The sequence below is a fragment of the Pantoea sp. SIMBA_079 genome (genome assembly GCF_046940275.1).
In the GTDB taxonomy this organism is placed as follows: Bacteria; Pseudomonadota; Gammaproteobacteria; order Enterobacterales; family Enterobacteriaceae; genus Pantoea; species Pantoea borealis.
In genome coordinates this window covers 1-231 of record NZ_JAWRYR010000986.1, presented here as the reverse complement: position 1 = coordinate 231, position 231 = coordinate 1, and the positions used below count along the sequence as shown (strand labels likewise).

Sequence of the window (231 nt, the reverse complement as noted above, 5' to 3'; positions counted from 1 at the left end):
CGCCATGATCACGATCACGCTCCCCGACGGCAGCCGCCGCGAATTCGAACAGCCCGTTTCCGTCCTCGAGGTCGCCCAGTCGATCGGCCCTGGTCTGGCCAAGGCCACCGTCGCCGGCAAGCTCGACGGCCGCCAGGTCGACGCGTCCGACGTCATCGACCACGACGCGACGCTGCAGATCCTCACGCCGAAAGATGCCGAAGGCGTCGAGATCATCCGCCACTCCTGCGC

General features: G+C 68.0%; 1 protein-coding gene. It reads left to right on the top strand.

Features of this window, described 5'->3' with window-relative positions; all coding sequences use genetic code 11:
• Positions 1-4 precede the first annotated feature (4 nt).
• Positions 5-231 (top strand): TGS domain-containing protein (locus SB719_RS22885; RefSeq protein ID WP_412160145.1); only part of this gene is annotated, 227 nt, incomplete at its 3' end.